The sequence below is a fragment of the Bacillus haikouensis genome (assembly GCF_013179555.1).
Classification (GTDB): domain Bacteria; phylum Bacillota; class Bacilli; order Bacillales; family Bacillaceae_B; genus Rossellomorea; species Rossellomorea haikouensis_A.
This window is the reverse complement of the sequence record NZ_JABMCR010000080.1, coordinates 1-16,126: the sequence shown is the minus strand read 5'-3', so window position 1 is coordinate 16,126 and position 16,126 is coordinate 1. Positions and strand designations below refer to the sequence as shown.

Here is a 16,126-nt window from a genome sequence, read left to right as displayed (position 1 = left end):
ATTCGCATCCATGTTCCCCTGCTGCCCTTTGTCGAATGCTTTTTGCATGACAGAGAGAACATGCTGATCTTTGCTCGGTTTAGTATTCAAAAAGACAACCTCCTACATTTTCTAACAATTTCTTTATACTTTAATACACTATTTGCCGAAATTTCAAACATCAATTTATTGTTATATTACCAGATTTATACACATATAAAAAGTAGAATTATGTCAAAATAATGACTATTTTACTATTTTTACTTTAATTTTTTTGGACGATATAGAATTAGGATAGTGCTATACTATTTAATGGTTTTAAATGAAGCAAAGCTAAAAGGTCTATACACGCCAGTTAAAAATACCAAAATTAGGAGGGATTTTTTTGTTTTCAACCCCGGAAGAAATCATGGAAAAAAAGAAAAACCGCAAAATTTTGATGTACATAAGCATTTTTGTTGCAACGATTGTTGTTATAGTGGGGACTACTTATTTAACATATAACCTTTAAAAAGGCGTCTTTTGGCGCTTTTTTTTATTCCATTTTTCTATTATTCTACAATATATGGAAAACTTCGATAATTTCCGCTAGAATAGAAGTTACATCCCATTTTGATGGAGGGCCTTCAGCATGCATAAAGAAGTAAAGCTTTTAAAAGGACTAAAACAGCCTTCATTCTTTTTTTACCAGCTTAAAGAAATGGAAGCACTAAAGGGATACAGGAAACGTATTTTCAATCTTTTTCTGCTATCCGCATTTATCTTCGGACTTATATCCGCTCTTGGGATAGGAATGGATCCTCTTTCAAAAGAATTGACCAAGCTGTCACCACCATCTTACGAACTAGAGAAATTCATGTTTTTCCTGGGCAGAATCATTGCAGGGATAGTATATGCTGCCATCATCCTGTTCGTACCGGCTGTCATTTACTGGACAATCTCCGAGAAGGGTGAATACCGCAAGCTCGTAATCGTTCAAGCGTTGGTCCTGCTTATCCTTTTACTCGAACGATTAACTTATATCCCATTATCCATGATCTTCTCCCTTGATTGGTTCTCGTCTCCCCTTTCACTGGGGGTCATCGCCCAATACATAACAGCGAAACCATGGGTCATCTATTTCTTGGGAAGCTTCTCGCTATTCAAAGTATGGATCTTTTACATTCAATACAAAGGATTGAAACGACTCACGGAACAAAAGAACTGGCTCATCTGGACAGTTATCCTATTGACCAATTTATTTTTCTGGTCCATCACCGCATTTTTAGCCTACATCGATTTTTCAACATTAATTTAATGTCTAAAGGCTGGGATTAATTATGAATAAACGTAAAGTTTTATATACAGGGCTAACTCTTTCTCTCCTGTTTGTCGGAACGAATGCTTATCTGATCGAAAAAGCAAAGAGCAAGGTTGACCGCGAAGTCCGGATCGAAGAATGGCAGCCGGCCGAAAAGGATGATCTGCAAAAAGAGTTGCCTAAATCCGGTGTTGTCACTTCTGCAGACGAAATCTACCTTTACTTCAATGACGAATTCGGCTCCTTCAAGAAGTTCCTTGTTAAAGAAGGAGACGAAGTGAAAGCGGGCACGCCTCTTTACGAGTATGAAGTAACCGATTTCACAGGACAAAAAGATGTCCTCGAATCGGAAGTTGATCAGCTTGAAGATGAGATCGACAGCATTGAAGACAATATTTCTGATTTGGAACGACTCGAAGGTACTCTTCCTTCTTCCTATGATGAAGAAGAGATGCCCCTTGAAGCAACTGCCCTTGAAACAGAATATGATATAAAGAAGGAAATTGCCTCTCGAGAACTCGAAATGGATCGCTTGGAAAATAAAATCGACAGCCTCGAGCGGCAAATATCCGATCTCGAATCATATGAAACAACGCTGACAGTCGAAAGCAGCGGAGACGGAATCATCAAGGAACTCTCCCACGCCGTCCAGAATCCACTGATTACGATTGCCTCAACTTCGACTATCGTCACAACAGACCTGACTGAAAAAGAAATCATGGAAGTAGAAGAAAACATGAATGCCAAAGTCCAATCGGAAGTCGAAAAGAAAACTCAAAAAGGACTGGTCACAGACGTTTCTTCCCTTCCTAAAAGAGATCCGCATCTGGAAACGGACAGCATGTATCCGGTCGAAATCAAGCTCCAGGATGAAGAGAACAATCTTCTTCCGGGTCATCATGTGCTTGTATCCGTCATTACAGATGAAGTGAAAAATGCTTTAGTCGTACCAGTCACATCGGTAGAAAATTCCAGTCCAAAAAAGCATATCTGGGTGCTGACGGACAAGGGTGACGTCAAAAAAAGGACTGTCGAAACCGGTTTGCAGGTAGACGGACAGATCCAGATCAAATCCGGAGTAAAAGCCGGCGAATATTATATAGTCAACCCTGGGGAAGTTCCCGCACTGAGAAGTGGTGCTTCATTCATTACCGCCCTTGACTGGGATCAGATTAAACTGAGAGATTTGAAAAAAATGGACCGCCCGGATGTCCTGGAAAATCTGCTGCTAGGCATATTAGAAAGAAAATAATATTTTTCGAAGACCTGCTCTCATCCGGAGCGGGTCTTTTTCATACATAGTCTCTTTACGGGTGACGATACTAAGAACATCATCTACAAAGGAGACCCATTCATGAAAACAATCAAACCTGTACTCATCGTCATCATCCTTCTGTCCCTGCTTGCCTTTTCTTTACCCGGCTCCTGCGGTTTCGCTGCCAATCCTGCGAAGAAAAATGTCATTTTTATGATTATGGACGGGACGAATTCCGATATCGTCACCCTCTCCCGCTGGTATAAAGGATCGGGTCTGCATCTGGATAAGATACTCGCCGGCGGCGTACGGACGTATTCGGGGGAATCCGCGATCACAGACTCCGCTGCAGCAGGGTCGGCCATGGCCACCGGAGGGAAAACGCGCGCAGACTATATCGGCATGAATGCTGAAGGCAAACCCGTTCTAACTGTTTTGGAAGCTGCCAGACTGTCGGGCTATGCAACGGGAATCGTCGCCACCTCCCCTGTCCAGCACGCTACCCCTGCCGCATTCACTTCCCATGTATTGGATCGGAATGAATTCGGCGACATCGGCGAACAGCAAGTCTACCAGCAACTCGATGTCATCCTCGGCGGCGGGGCAGCCTGGCTCAAACCGAAGTCTAAAAATACTGTCAAAAACGACGACGGCATGCTCAAAACCAAACAGATTTCCCGCGAAGACGGCGAAAACCTCCTCTCTAAGTTAAAATCCCAATCTCTTTACTCCTTTACTACAACGCGGGATGGACTTTCAAAAAGGAACCCGGAAGAAAAACTGTGGGGAGCATTCGCAGAAGAGGATCTCGCCTATGATTTTGACCGGAAAAAGTTAAAACCGGATGAACCGACGCTTGCCGAAATGACAAGAGCTGCGATTGAAAAGCTTTCCGATAAGGATAAAGGCTTCTTTCTGATGGTGGAAGGAAGCAAAGTCGACTGGGCTGCCCACAAGAATGATCCTGTCGGAATGATCAGCGAGGTCCTCAGCTTTGATCAGGCGGCAGGGGAAGCACTGAAGTTTGCAGAGCAGGATGGCAATACCATGGTCGTTGCGGTCACAGATCACGGAAACAGCGGACTGACACTTGGAAATGCCGATACGGATAAGACATATAAAAGTCAGCCCTTGGAGAATTTCATTGATCCTTTGAAAAAAGCGAAGTATACAGTCAAGGGGGCTACCTCTCAATTGAAAAAGGATCGCTCCAATTTGAAAGAAGTGTTAAAATCCTACGGTCTGACTGGACTAAGCAAAAAAGAGTACTGTGCCGTGGAAGAAGCAAAAAATGTGAAAGACCTGGAGAATGAAATGGTCAAGCTGATGGCAAAACGGGCGAATATAGGATTCTCCACTCACGGACATACCGGTGAGGATGTATTCTTATATGCATACGGTCCGGGAAAACCTGTCGGATTGATTGAAAATACAGCTTTGCCAGCAGTGATGGCAGACTATCTTGGGTTTTCATTGGATACAGGTCCGTTTTCAACATGGTATGTGGATGGAAAGGAATTTTTTAGAGAGCGTGGATATAAAGTGCTGATCGATAAAAGGGATAACAAAAACCCTGAGTTGGTCGTGACTCGAGGTAATGAGGAACTTCGTTTTCCAGAGAATAAGAACGTTTATTTTAAAAATGGCGAGGCTATTGGACTGCAAAGCGTGAATGTTCATAGCGGGGGGACTTTTTATATTCATTTTGAGGAGTAGGGGTTTTGGGTTTGGCACCGGTTCGATTTAGCAGGTTGGCAGGGTGTCAGGCACAAACAGGGCAATTTGTGCCTGGCACGAATGGAATGATTGGTGCCTGGCACCACTGACGTTCCGTACCTGGCGTTTATTCCCGGTATTGTACCTGGTACAATTTGAAGTTTCTGTACCAGGTACAACCCACCCGATTTGTACCTGGTACACCACCCTGCCCCAGACATAAACTTTCATCCCGTCATTCGACATTTCCCGAGAAATATTTCACCTCTACTTCCCGAACTTCTGCACTTTTCCCCTCTCTTATTCCATTCCCCCCACCTTTTACGTTATAATTAAAGAATGCGATTTTATAGATGGGAGAGATTGTTGGATGGCGATTCGGATTGAGGAATTGAAGGATAAATTGATTCCGATGAGTCGGTCGATTCAGGGTGAGTTGAACCCCGGGACTGACGAAGGGCGTAATATTGTCTCTAAAGGGCTTCTTTTGTTTCGCCAGAACCTGGTGTCGAACGTAAAAGTCCGCGATGAGGAAGCAAGTGCCGACGTTCAAGATGTCACGCCTGTTTCTGTGCGCCTCGATTTGCAGTTTCCATTACTGAGCAGATGCTCGTGCCCATACTCGGGATGGTGCCGTCATCGGATGGCCACGTTTTTCATGCTATATAACAAAGTGGCCCGGGTCAGTGAGTGGATTCAGGAATGGCGCAGCCAGGAAAGCTCTCCCGCTGCGGCTGCGGATGATAAATCTTCGCTGAATGAATTATTGAAGAAACACGGCGGTACCGGTGCTCTGCGGAAAGCCAGTGACTTACTGCAGGAACGGAAATCACGGGGAAATACACCAGAGGAATGGTGGATGTTTTTCGAGACGCTCTTACAGAAAGAAGACCTTCAGCTTCTAGAACGCCAGCCCTATTTGATGGACGTCATTATTCAGAATATTTATAAACGATTCAATAAGGAAGCGCCATTTGAACGTGAATGGAAGCCTTTATATCAGCTTTTCGCCACTTTCTTCCTTACATTGAGGGTAGATCTTTTTTTACAAAAGAAAAACATTGAACTGAACCGTGAGCAGTATGCCCTCTTTGATTTTCTCTTGGACCAGATGGAGGATGCGATTGAGAAACTCTCGGTGCACGCCATGCCGTTCAGCTTCGATCCCTTCATTGCATTTTTGAAAGAAAGATCCGCCGAAATGAGCGAGGATCCGAATCACAGTACCACCGTCAAATCGGAAGTGTATCGTTTCATTTGGTACTATCTGTTCAAGCAAAAGGCTTGGCGGCGTGATGAGGTGAAGCGCCTGGAAGCGTCTGAAACGCCTGAGGGCCTATTCATCCAAATTGCCCTCCTTCATCAATATCTGCTTCTTGAAGAGATTGAAAAGGCAGATGAGATGGTGGAAAGGATCGGAACGGAACTTGTCGTATATTCAGAGTTCTGGCTGGTGAAATTCGTGCTCTCGAAACGGTACGAGGCGCTGCTTCTTTTGCTTAAGGCGATTTTGAAAAGACTCCCGGTTTACATCCAGGAACGGGACCATTATGAAGCGTCAAGCTTCGTTCGCTGGTTCGTGCGGAAGCTGCCGGCAGAATGGCTGATGGAAAGGGATCCTCACTTCTTAAGGGAGCTCCTGCTGTCCATGCTGCCATTCAGCTATTACAGCTACACCGAATTCCTGCTTCAAACGAGATCCTACCGCGAATGGGTGGAATTGCAGAAATATATGGGCTATTCCATCCCTGAAATGGAGAATGTCGGTCTTCCTCAAGTGTATAAGGAGTCACCTGAGCTTGCCCTTCCTCTTTATTATAATGGCGTGGTTGATGCGATCGAGCAGAAGAACCGCGACAGCTACAGGCAGGCGGTCCGGTATATGAAGAAAATCAGGACGATTTATAAGAAACTGAAGCAAACGGATAAATGGGATGCCTACCTTGATTACATCCTGGAAAAATATAAGCGATTACGTGCGTTTCAAGAAGAATGCAGAAAGGGAAAGTTAATTGATGCTTAAACTGTCTTCCGTGAAAATCAATGTAGATGCAGCTAAATATGAAGACCGTTTCTTTCTTACCGCAGAAAATGGGAATGGAAACCTTATTCCGCCATCAGAGTGGAAAAGTCAGCTGTTCCTTTGGCATGAGGAATCCAACTATGGAACGCTTCTGAACGACATGATTGTGAGTGACGGGATTGTCGTCTCTAAGTGGCAGCTTCTTTCTCTTCTTGCTCAGGAGCATTTCAGCGGGACGGTGGATTGGGACTGGGACGAAACCGGCCAGGCATGCAACGCGATCGCCCCTGTCATCTATGAAGCAATCGAAGCCGGACGGTGGCTCCCCCGCTTTCAGGAATGGAAGGAAACAGGGCTTCAATTCCATATCCCTGATGAAGTCTGGAAAAACTTCAACGAAGAGTTTTGGCAGCAGGACCTTCCAGAGGGTTTATCCCTCAGCACTCTAACGCAGCAGTGGTTTGAAGGATCTCTGAATGAGGCCATGGCCGCCGGCGGGTCAGAGGCGATGAAGAGGATTCAGAAGTTGAAGGAAAGTACGCTGACTTCCGAAGAGCTTCATGCTTATTTTGATGAGAAGCGCTGGAGTGAATGGATCCGTGGTGAAGAGGATGAGGAACTGCCGTTTTCCATTGGATTGAGGATCGCGGAGCCGCTCGATGAGGATGAAACATGGCAGCTTGAGACGATTTTGCGCGACCGGAAAAAAGAAAAACGGGTGATTTCGTTAGCAGAGGATACTGTTCCCCCCTCCTGGATACGATTTCTGCCTCAGGTGCGGGAAGAGCAGGAACGCTGGTTGAAAATGATGCCGATACTGCGTGATCCAGACGGTTCCTTAACTGATTCCCTGAGCGAGCAGGATGCGTGGGATTTCTTGTCGGTCCTCAGTGAAAAGCTGATCGACCTTGATATCGAAATCCTCCTTCCATCATGGTGGGAAGCGATGAAGGATGCCCAGGTATTGGTGAAAGCGAAGTTGAAAAATACAGACACCAGTTACCGTCCTTCTTTTGTAGGGCTGAACGCCATGCTTGATTTTGACTGGCGCCTGTCCATGAACGGGGTCAATTTATCAGAAGAAGATTTTAATAAGCTGGTAGATGATCAGCGGAGGCTGGTGAAAATCCGCGGCCAATGGATGAAGCTTGATCCGGCGATGATCCGCCGTATCCAGCAAATGATGACGAAAGCGAAACAGGAAGGCATCTCAATTCAGGATATGCTTGAACAGGAGCTGGTGCCAAGGGATGAAGAGGATGACGCTGGTGAGTCTGATGACGAGTATGATCCCTATAAATATGCACGGATTCAACTGGAACTTAATCGTTCTCTGAAAAAACTTGTCAGTCAGTTAACAAATGTCTCTTCGATACCTGTGGTTAAGACTCCTGAAAACTTTATCGGAGAGCTTCGTCCTTATCAGCAGCTTGGGATGAGCTGGATGTTATTTTTACGAAAATTCGGCTTTGGAGCGTGTCTTGCAGATGATATGGGGCTTGGGAAAACGGTTCAGCTCATCACGTATCTGCTTCATGTGAAAGCGGCCGAAAAACCCGAGACGCCGGCTCTGATCATCGCGCCTACCTCGGTTCTGGGCAACTGGCAGCGTGAGATCGAAAAATTCTCCCCCGATTTGAAAGTTCATCTGCATTACGGTCCATCGCGTGCAAAAGAGGAGAAATTTTCTGAACGGATAGCGGATATGGACATCGTCCTCACTTCTTACGGCTTGTCCCATATTGATTTCGAAGAGCTGTCTTTAGTGGATTGGAGCTCCATCTCACTGGATGAAGCCCAGAACATCAAGAATGCGAACACGAAACAGTCGCGTGCGATCCGCAAGCTGACTGGTAAACACCATATCGCACTGACCGGTACACCGATGGAAAACCGGTTGTCTGAACTTTGGTCCATCTTTGATTTCCTGAACCATGGCTATCTTGGCGGGTTTACGCAATACCAGAAAAATTACATTGCACCGATTGAAAAAGATGAATCTGAGGAGAAAGTCCGCGAGCTTCAGGCTAAAATCAAACCGTTCCTGCTGCGAAGGACGAAAAAGGATCCTGAAGTAGAGCTCAACCTGCCGGAAAAAATCGAGCAAAAAGAATACTGCAGCTTAACAGCTGAACAGGCAGCCCTTTATGAGCAGCTTGTTCAGGAAACATTGAGCAAAATCGAAACGCTGAGCGGATTCGAACGCAAGGGATTGATTTTACAGATGCTGAATCAATTGAAGCAGCTATGCAACCATCCGGCTCTTTATCTGAAAGAACCGGATCCGAAATCGATCCTGACCCGTTCCGAAAAAATGCAGAAGCTGAAAGACATCGTGGAAACCGCACTCGAATCCGGAGAGGCTGCACTGATATTCACCCAGTATATTTCAATGGGGGAAATGATTCAGGAAGTCATCAAGAAGGAATTCGCCGTCGATGTTCCCTTTCTGAACGGAAGTATGGCCAAAGGCAAGCGCGATGAATTGGTGGAACGATTCCAGAACGGAGACTTCCCTGTATTCCTTCTTTCCTTGAAGGCCGGAGGAACCGGGTTGAATCTGACAGCTGCCAACCACGTCATCCACTACGACCGCTGGTGGAACCCGGCAGTCGAAAACCAAGCCACCGACCGGGCTTACCGAATCGGTCAGCAACGGTTTGTCCATGTTCATAAGATGGTGGCATCAGGAACACTCGAGGAAAAAATCGACGCGATGCTCGAGAAGAAACAGGCGTTGAATGATGAAATCATTAGAAGCGACCAGTGGGTTACGGAGTTGTCTGATCAGGATCTGCAGTCCCTGCTCGTGCTGGAATAAGTATTTGCAGCAGGATCCCTTTCCGTTTGGGAAGGGGTTTTTTGCTGTTGGCAGGCGGGGTGTTCGCTTTGCAGAAAAGACGGGGGCAGTTTAATATCATTTCCAGAAGGTTCTATATCTCTGAAGTGGACCATATCTCAACGTTTTCCTTGTCTTGCCTCTGTTCCACTAACGATAAACCGAAACATATAAACTCCCCCACGCTCCATCTCCAAAACCACAAAAAAACAGCCGGTTCCACTGGAAACCGACCCTACAAGAAGACATATTGGGGAATTGTATTACTACTTCAATACTTACTTACGATATTCTATTTCTAATGAGGTATGATAGAGGGATAACGCGGTGATAAGATCACAATTGGATTTGAGATAAATACTTATAGGTTGGACAGAAATTGTATGATGAAACAGGATATACGTGTGAAGAGCTCTAAGTTGGGGACATATGCGAAGGATTCCTTAAGATGTGGTTTGCAGGACGGCTTTCGGATAGTCGTAGCCTTGTTCAAGAGCGGTGACCCGTTGGGACAGGTAGAAATTCTCGACGTTTGCCCTTGCTACTTTTTTGATCAGTTCTTCGTTCAATTTTTCCAGTCGGTCGATTCGTTGTTCCAGTGTTTGCAGGGTTGCCACATGTATCTCTCCCTTCTTCTAGAATGGCAGATCGACAGGTTCTTTTGCCGGTGCCTGATCTCTATCAGGCGGCTTCGAATCAAGAAATCTTATCGATTCGGCGACCACTTCCGTGACATAGATCCGCTTGCCTTGGTCATTTTCATAATTGCGGGTCTGGATTCTGCCCGTGATGCCGACGACGGACCCTTTGCGGCAATATTTATCGGTATTGTCTGCAGCTTTATTCCATAGTTTGCACAGGACGAAATCAGCATCGACCTGTCCCTGCTGGTTTTTGAACTGGCGGTTCACGGCAACTGTCACATTGAGGACCGACCTGCCTTCCGCCGTTTTCCTCGCTTCGGGATCCTTGGTGAGCCTGCCCACAAGGGTTACTTGATTGATCACCTTCATTTAACACTCCTTTCTCCTTGGAATGATTTCATGTTACCCCCCCTTCCCACACTTGTAAAATGGCAGATTCACCGATTTCGAAGCATGTTCACCCTCCAATTCGACAAATTCACCTAAGGAGATTTCCCATTTTCAAGCCATAAAAGGGCTGAATATCTGAAATTGCACTTTTTTAACACAATTTCATATTAGGGATTCCATTCCCTCTGTGATATACTTTTTTTAACTAGACTCTTTTCGCATTTTTTGTTGTACATACATGAAAATCCCTGAACAATCCGGATAGTTTGGTTTAAACCTAATTTCGAAAAGAGCACCTGAACGCAATTTATTCCGAAATTTTTCACGAGTACAAACTTTTAAAAAACAGCCTTTTACTAAAACCTATTTATGGGAGATGTTTGTTCATGAAAACCTTTAAAGTGATATCACTTCAGGTAGTGGATAATGATGAACTCCATGATTTCGACATTGAGGACGGTCTGATTATTAATAAAGAGGACGGAAACAGCACTTGGCTTGTGGAAACGTATTTGTCCCAGAAGTACATCGAGTTTTTCCAAAAGGTTCAGCAGCAAAAGGATGATTTGGAAATCCAGGTCGTCATCTCTCATAAAGCGAATGACCCTGCTGCGTTCTTAACGTCCATTCGCAAAATTAAAAAAATAAACGACCGAATGAGTATCTTATTTGAAGGAAAATTAAAAAAGCAGCGTAATGAATATGCCGAGCTTTTATTGGATGATTTGGTCCAAAAAGGGTATACCGGTGATGAACTGGTGAAAGAATTCCGTGAAAAGATGGTGTCTAAGCCTCGAATTGCGGCTGCCTCAAAACCGAGTGTCTAATTTCCCCGAAATATGTAAACTTCTTATAGAGCAGGTATTGACGGTTTGATATAATAAGATTATCGAAACGATTTTATAGGTAGGTGTCCACCATGATCGGAGAAAGAGTGAAAAGGTATAGACAGGAAAAAAGAATGTCTATGACAGAGCTGGCTGAAAAAGCCGGGGTTGCAAAGTCATATCTTAGTTCCATCGAACGAAACATCCAACAAAACCCATCCATACAGTTTCTGGAAAAGGTTTCTGCCGCTTTGGGCATTCCGATGGACGCATTACTACATGACGAATCAGGGGATACTTCAGTTGATCGTGAGTGGATCAAGATTGCTGAGGAAGCGATGGATTCAGGTATAACGAAGGAGCAATTCCGCGAGTTTATCGAATTTAATAAATGGAAACTGGGTAATAAATAAAGTCTTGCAAATGAATTGCAAGACTTTTCACATTTACACGATTTCGTATTCATTCACTGCATTTTTTTTATGACTTTGCAGATACTCTCTAATATCATTTTTTGAAATTCCTGCATCCAGTGCTTGTTTGACTAGTTCAATCCATTCTAAATCCAGTTCACTCTTCTCCAATTCCATTCCTCCCAAAATACAAGTATGTATTTCAGGCAATCCAGCCATCCTAGTTGCCCGATGTGCACTTCTTCTTTGTAAGTTACCATCAAATCGTACGCATCTTTTCACCTTAGATCTGTGACTTTGCGTCCCTATTTTTCAATAGGTTTGCCTTTGTCTGACTAGCCCCTTTGAACTAAACTCATTATACTAATAAAAAACGGCTTAAACTGTTAGTTTTTGTCTTTTCTGCTAATTATTTTTATTCGATTTTCCAACAAAATTAGTTATTATTTGACAAAAGTAATAATGATTTTTTCACTTTCTTTCATAAATAGAGCGGAATGGAGAGGATTGTGTCGAATGGTTACGAAAATTTTTTATTTTTTTGGCTGCGGTATGCTTCCAGTTTTTTCTTTAAAGGAAGGACCTTGTCATTAATATTCTGGAAAGTGTTGGAGTCATAAAAAGAATGCTCAGTCAAGTCATGGCCGCATGATGGACAAAGCCATTGTCCTGTTTCAGTACTGCTGAATGATGCCCTTGTACAGCGGGTGCATATTTTTTTATACATACTATGCCTCTTTCCTTTCTTTAAGGGGAAATTCAGGTAATGTAATTTTCCTTGATGCAAACTTTCTCTTTCTTCCTGTAAACATGTATAAGCAAACTCCACTGATAAAGAGAACAATTCCTATTAGTAAAAACTTAAAATAGTCCGTTCCTGTGTCGGGCAATATATTATTCCCGTCAACTGGAACAACTGCGCCATCCGGCCCTTCGACAAGGAAATTGAACTGAAATTCGGTTGATAGTCCTTGAAATTCATTCCCAAGCTCATATGGTATTTCAATTGTTATTTGCAGTGTTTCAGATGAGTTACTTTCTAAAGCCCTCAGATCCAGCTTTTTGAAATCCTTTACTCTTCCTTCTAGCAGGATTGCCTTCCCATCACTGACTTCCAGAATCAATTCATTATAGAATTTCTCTGATCCCCTTAAAAATGTATTAGAAAAAAGATAACGGAAATCCTGTTTACCTTTATTTGATATGGTTATGTCTCTTGATATTTTATCCCCCGGTTTTAAATTAGTAAGATTGAACAATACTGGCGATGGACTAACGGATATATCAATTTCCTTTTGTTCTTTACTATTCTCTTCTGCTTGGTAAGTATCAGGAGAAAACATAAACAAAGAAATGATAAAAATACTAAAGATTTTATTGATCGTCTTCATAGAAAGTCTCCTTTGAATAGAATTTCAGTTTTTCTCCTGTCAAGTATCTAAAGTTCGTTTTAAAGAACTGATAACATCAGTATATTAAAGAGAATATTAATTTAAAAGTGCGAAATTTCTTTAAATTGCAACCAAACCAATGCTTTTTCGTTCTTTATATCGAATAAACTCTTGATTACTCACGTTTTCGTTTTTTATAAAATACTTATTGTTCTATATAATGAATTCATTATCGAATCTGTGAAAGGACTGAGTTATTTGGTAGGTGAAGTATTGAAATATTATCGTGATGAAAGAGGGATGACCATCAATGAGCTTTCTCATCTAGCGGGTATCTCCAAGTCTTATATAAGTTCCATTGAACGAGGGCTGCAAAAAAACCCCAGTATCCAGGTCCTCCAAAAGCTGGCAGATACATTAAATATTTCGCTCAGTCAATTACTTGAATTTAAATCAGAAGGTTTTTCAATCGATGAGGAATGGCTGGAGCTAGTAAAAAAAGCGATTGAAGAGGGATTGACTAAACAAGAGTTTCTTGAATATATCCAATTTATCCAATTCAAAAGAGAGAAACGCCTGTGAAGACCAATATGATAAAACTATTGAGTATTGTCTTATTGGCAGGGGGCGGATCCTTACTTGGGTATTCCGGATATCATATAACGAATCAAAAGGTTCAAGAAAAAAAGGCATTAGAAGATGCACAAACTATTGTTAAAGCAGCAGGAAATACTGAGGAAGACCAAACAAACAGTATTTCCTATTCATTTGCGCAAGGAGATGTAGTTGGCGTACTCACTATACCCAAATTAAAAAAAGAATTGCCGATTATTGAAGGGACGGACGAAGCAGAACTGGAAAAGGGCGTCGGTCATTATTCAGATACCAAGTTACCAGGCCAAAAAGATCGAATCTTTTTGGCGGGACACAGAGATACGGTGTTTAAACGTATGGGGGAAATCGAAATAGGTGATATTCTGGAGGTCCAATTAAAATCCGGGCTTCATCAATATGAAGTGTTTGAAACATTCATTGTAAAAGAAACCGATCTGTCTGTTCTGAAGTCCACTGCCCCTGACGAAATATTGACCCTTTCAACCTGCTATCCCTTCGAATACCTCTCAAGCACCAATGAACGATACATAATCAACGCACGGAGAATGAATTAAGCGTAGAAGCATTAAGCTTCTACGCCCATTTTCTTACTGGTCTTTATTATCCTTATCCTGCATATCAGCGTCATCTTCCAGTGCATCTTCTTCAGGCGTGTTCTGATCATCCATTGCATCTTTGTCATTTTGCTGGTTCTGATCTTGATTTCCATTGTTGTTTCCATTCTCGTTTCCATTCATGTCATCTTCAGGCATTTCTTCTTCCACCGGTGCATCATCCTCCGGAGGCGGTTCCTGATCGTTCATGTTACACCCAACAAGAAGCATCGCTGCCAATGCTGATCCACTAAGGATCGATACTAATTTTTTGCTCATGATGTATGACTCCTTTCTCACATTAAATTATTGATGTAAGACCTTCATTTGTGGTCTTTCATGGATAGCTTTCCCTGAAAGTTAATTTACTTACATGTTTTTTTATTTTTTTATATTGTTGTTTAAGGTCTGGATTGATCGGTTTTTTTGGCGGTTGTTTCGATTGCACTGAATTGTATGGCCTGGCTCGTTATCACTGATTTGAGCCTACCTGATCTGAATCTGGCCCATCTTCTGAATTTGAAACTGACTCAAACATCAAATCGATCCATCCAAACCGTGCTAAACACCATCTCTATCTTCACCAAATAAAAAAACCGGCGCCTCAGCAACCAAAAGTCGCTTCAGAACCGGTTATTAATAAATTCTATTCTTCCTTTTCACCAAGTGCAAACATCATTTCCAGTTCGCACGCCACTTCACCATCAACTGTGGCGATGCCTTTTCCTTTACCGATTGCTCCTTTGAAACGGATCATCTCCACTTCAAGCCTCAATTGGTCGCCAGGCTTCACCTGACGCTTAAATCGGCATTTATCAATACCAGTAAAGAAAGCCAACCGTCCCCGGTTTTCTTCTTTCTTAAGCATGGCCACAGCCCCTACCTGCGCAAGCGCCTCGACGATCAGAACGCCTGGCATGACAGGGTAATCTGGGAAATGTCCGTTAAAGAATTCTTCATTTGCCGTCACATTTTTGATTCCGATCGCTTTCTTGCCTTCTTCCACTTCAAGGATTCGGTCCACCAGCAAGAACGGATAGCGATGCGGGATGATTTGTTTGATTTCATTAATATCAAGCATTTATTATGTACCTCCTGTAATGTTCAACCTTTCTCCATTGTACATAAATCGCGGAGAGAATGGAATAGCTGACAAAGGCCCGTCCTGCAGTACTTTTATGCACAATAGGACGGGCCTTAATATTATTTCTTCATGACGATGTCGATGATGTGCTGCCAGGTTTCTTTTTTGAATACATCTGCCGGATTGCCGTCTCCGATGACGCCGTATCCGAACATAGCTCCCAGCACAAGACTGGCAGCAAGAAGGAGAAATACGAGAAGGATCCGGAGCCAGATCGGAAGCATCCGCACACGCACCCAGCGCTGCGGTTCAGCTTCTTTATTCCGGATTTCCTTTTTCTCTGCTTTAATGGTTTCTCTTGTTTTCGCTTCTTGTACCAGTTCTTTTTCACTCATATCTTATTACTCCTTTTACCGTATACCATTCACAAGACCCATCATTTGGTCCGCAAGCGAGATGGAACGCGCCTGGAACTGATAGGATCGTTGAACATTCAGCATATCTGTCATTTCTTTTCCAATATCGACGTTAGAGGCTTCGAGAGAATTCTGTACCATTGAGATGCCGGTTCTGGCACCGCCGGTTAAGTTGGTCAGCACTTCATCTGCGCCGACTCCCAGTTCATCCAAATTCTCGGGAAGACCTACTAGGTTACTTCCATATTGAATGAGAAATTGAGGTTTTTCAATGGAAACTATTCCTAGGTTCACTTGTTCCGCTACACCGCCTGCACCGGAAATCGTGAGCACTCCGTCATCCCCTAATTCAAAATTGGAGGCTTCCTCAGAAAATGTGATGATATTATCGTTCTCATCGAGTACGGGATAGCCGTTTCCATTCACAAGCATCGATTCACCGTTCCCCGTCGGACTGACAAAGAATGCACCGTCTCTCGTGTATCGGACAGCATTTGTTTCGCCGTCCTGGGAAAGCACCTTAAAGAGCTGCCGATCGCTTGTCATCGCAAAGTCCAATGAGCGTCCTGTCGGCTTCAGGGAGCCTTGGGACAGGATCAACTGAGCCTGGGACAGCTTGGCGCCAGTACCTGACCTGATTC

The 16,126-nt window shown here is 43.4% G+C and carries 18 protein-coding genes and 1 riboswitch; of the genes, 10 read left to right on the top strand and 8 right to left on the bottom strand.

Features of this window, described 5'->3' with window-relative positions; genetic code table 11:
* Positions 1-610: 610 nt before the first annotated feature.
* From HP456_RS09835 to HP456_RS09810, 6 genes are all read left to right on the top strand, one after another.
* The gene (locus HP456_RS09835) at positions 611-1,276 is read left to right on the top strand and encodes a hypothetical protein (RefSeq protein ID WP_172250495.1); all 666 of its coding nucleotides are present in this window, start codon (positions 611-613) and stop codon (positions 1,274-1,276) included.
* A gap of 22 nt (positions 1,277-1,298) precedes the next feature.
* On the top strand, positions 1,299-2,531 hold the full coding sequence (locus HP456_RS09830; protein ID WP_172250493.1) for an efflux RND transporter periplasmic adaptor subunit: 1,233 nt from the start codon (positions 1,299-1,301) through the stop codon (positions 2,529-2,531).
* A gap of 102 nt (positions 2,532-2,633) precedes the next feature.
* Positions 2,634-4,250, top strand: a complete 1,617-nt coding sequence (locus HP456_RS09825; RefSeq protein ID WP_172250491.1) for an alkaline phosphatase — start codon at positions 2,634-2,636, stop codon at positions 4,248-4,250.
* Positions 4,251-4,293: 43 nt separating this feature from the next.
* Positions 4,294-4,473, top strand: a complete 180-nt coding sequence (locus HP456_RS09820) for a hypothetical protein (protein WP_172250489.1) — start codon at positions 4,294-4,296, stop codon at positions 4,471-4,473.
* A 147-nt stretch (positions 4,474-4,620) separates the two neighbouring features.
* Positions 4,621-6,273, top strand: a complete 1,653-nt coding sequence (locus HP456_RS09815; protein WP_172250487.1) for an SWIM zinc finger family protein — start codon at positions 4,621-4,623, stop codon at positions 6,271-6,273.
* Entirely contained in the window at positions 6,266-9,094 is a 2,829-nt protein-coding gene (locus HP456_RS09810; protein ID WP_172250485.1) for a DEAD/DEAH box helicase, read from the top strand. The genes HP456_RS09815 and HP456_RS09810 overlap by 8 nt, the downstream gene beginning before the upstream one ends.
* 461 nt (positions 9,095-9,555) lie before the next feature.
* Here HP456_RS09810 and HP456_RS09805 read toward each other — a convergent pair whose 3' ends face one another.
* Together HP456_RS09805 and ssb are read right to left on the bottom strand one after the other, a co-directional pair.
* Positions 9,556-9,729, bottom strand: coding sequence for a hypothetical protein (locus HP456_RS09805; RefSeq protein WP_172250483.1), 174 nt, complete (start codon positions 9,727-9,729; stop codon positions 9,556-9,558).
* Between the two features lie 18 nt (positions 9,730-9,747).
* A complete protein-coding gene (gene ssb / locus HP456_RS09800; RefSeq protein ID WP_172250501.1) occupies positions 9,748-10,119 on the bottom strand; it encodes a single-stranded DNA-binding protein in 372 nt (123 codons plus the stop codon).
* 413 nt (positions 10,120-10,532) lie between these two features.
* Here ssb and HP456_RS09795 point away from each other — a divergent pair, with 413 nt between their 5' ends.
* Both HP456_RS09795 and HP456_RS09790 read left to right on the top strand, forming a co-directional pair.
* Positions 10,533-10,973, top strand: coding sequence for a YwpF-like family protein (locus HP456_RS09795; RefSeq protein ID WP_172250481.1), 441 nt, complete (start codon positions 10,533-10,535; stop codon positions 10,971-10,973).
* 92 nt (positions 10,974-11,065) lie between these two features.
* Positions 11,066-11,386: a helix-turn-helix domain-containing protein gene (locus tag HP456_RS09790; RefSeq protein ID WP_172250479.1), complete on the top strand. Its 321-nt coding sequence runs from the start codon at positions 11,066-11,068 to the stop codon at positions 11,384-11,386.
* A 33-nt stretch (positions 11,387-11,419) separates the two neighbouring features.
* Here the strand turns inward: HP456_RS09790 and HP456_RS09785 are convergent, their stop codons facing one another.
* Complete coding sequence (locus HP456_RS09785; protein ID WP_246288920.1) at positions 11,420-11,563, bottom strand: anti-repressor SinI family protein; 144 nt, start codon at positions 11,561-11,563, stop codon at positions 11,420-11,422.
* A gap of 25 nt (positions 11,564-11,588) precedes the next feature.
* A riboswitch (cyclic di-GMP riboswitch) is annotated at positions 11,589-11,722 on the bottom strand.
* Between the two features lie 392 nt (positions 11,723-12,114).
* Entirely contained in the window at positions 12,115-12,795 is a 681-nt protein-coding gene (locus tag HP456_RS25510) for a TasA family protein (protein WP_312857749.1), read from the bottom strand.
* A gap of 255 nt (positions 12,796-13,050) precedes the next feature.
* Between HP456_RS25510 and HP456_RS09775 the strand changes: the two genes are divergently transcribed.
* The gene (locus HP456_RS09775; RefSeq protein WP_246288919.1) at positions 13,051-13,359 is read left to right on the top strand and encodes a helix-turn-helix domain-containing protein; all 309 of its coding nucleotides are present in this window, start codon (positions 13,051-13,053) and stop codon (positions 13,357-13,359) included.
* Positions 13,356-13,946 carry a class D sortase, LPxTATN-specific gene (gene srtD / locus HP456_RS09770; RefSeq protein ID WP_312857748.1) on the top strand — a complete coding sequence of 197 codons (591 nt, stop codon included), beginning with the start codon at positions 13,356-13,358 and terminating at the stop codon, positions 13,944-13,946. Before HP456_RS09775 ends, srtD begins: the two co-directional genes overlap by 4 nt.
* A gap of 33 nt (positions 13,947-13,979) precedes the next feature.
* Here the strand turns inward: srtD and HP456_RS09765 are convergent, their stop codons facing one another.
* The 4 genes from HP456_RS09765 to HP456_RS09750 form a co-directional block, all read right to left on the bottom strand.
* Complete coding sequence (locus HP456_RS09765) at positions 13,980-14,264, bottom strand: hypothetical protein (RefSeq protein ID WP_172250473.1); 285 nt, start codon at positions 14,262-14,264, stop codon at positions 13,980-13,982.
* Positions 14,265-14,631: 367 nt separating this feature from the next.
* Positions 14,632-15,066 carry a 3-hydroxyacyl-ACP dehydratase FabZ gene (gene fabZ, locus HP456_RS09760; RefSeq protein ID WP_172250471.1) on the bottom strand — a complete coding sequence of 145 codons (435 nt, stop codon included), beginning with the start codon at positions 15,064-15,066 and terminating at the stop codon, positions 14,632-14,634.
* A gap of 122 nt (positions 15,067-15,188) precedes the next feature.
* Complete coding sequence (locus HP456_RS09755; protein WP_172250469.1) at positions 15,189-15,464, bottom strand: DNA-directed RNA polymerase subunit beta; 276 nt, start codon at positions 15,462-15,464, stop codon at positions 15,189-15,191.
* 15 nt (positions 15,465-15,479) lie between these two features.
* Positions 15,480-16,126: flagellar hook-basal body protein (locus HP456_RS09750; RefSeq protein ID WP_172250467.1), on the bottom strand; the 647-nt coding region annotated here is incomplete at its 5' end.